The sequence below is a fragment of the Sulfitobacter sp. 15WGC genome, assembly GCF_005068605.1.
Classification (GTDB): domain Bacteria; phylum Pseudomonadota; class Alphaproteobacteria; order Rhodobacterales; family Rhodobacteraceae; genus Sulfitobacter; species Sulfitobacter faviae.
This window is the reverse complement of sequence record NZ_SZNL01000189.1, coordinates 1-253: the sequence shown is the minus strand read 5'-3', so window position 1 is coordinate 253 and position 253 is coordinate 1. Positions and strand designations below refer to the sequence as shown.

General features: G+C 64.8%; 1 pseudogene. It reads right to left on the bottom strand.

Features of this window, described 5'->3' with window-relative positions:
* Positions 1-253, bottom strand: a pseudogene (gene tolB / locus FCK22_RS18500) (Tol-Pal system protein TolB); the annotation flags it as partial.

The following is a 253-nucleotide window of genomic DNA, read 5'->3' as shown; positions in this document are numbered from 1 at the left end:
GCCCAAGTCGGACCCTCATCGAGGAAGGAGGCGGTCAGCAGACGCTCTTCCGAGCCATCCAGCCGCATGACACCGATGTGGAAGCGGCCCTTGTTCTGCTTCGTGAAGGCCACCAAATCCCCGCGCGCGACCAGACCGGCGTGCCGTAACGCCCCTCACCAAAGGAAATCCGCGTCGCCTCTCCGCCGGTGGCGGGCATGACGTAAAGCTGCGGGCTGCCGGAACGGTCACTCTCAAAGACAATCCGGCTGCC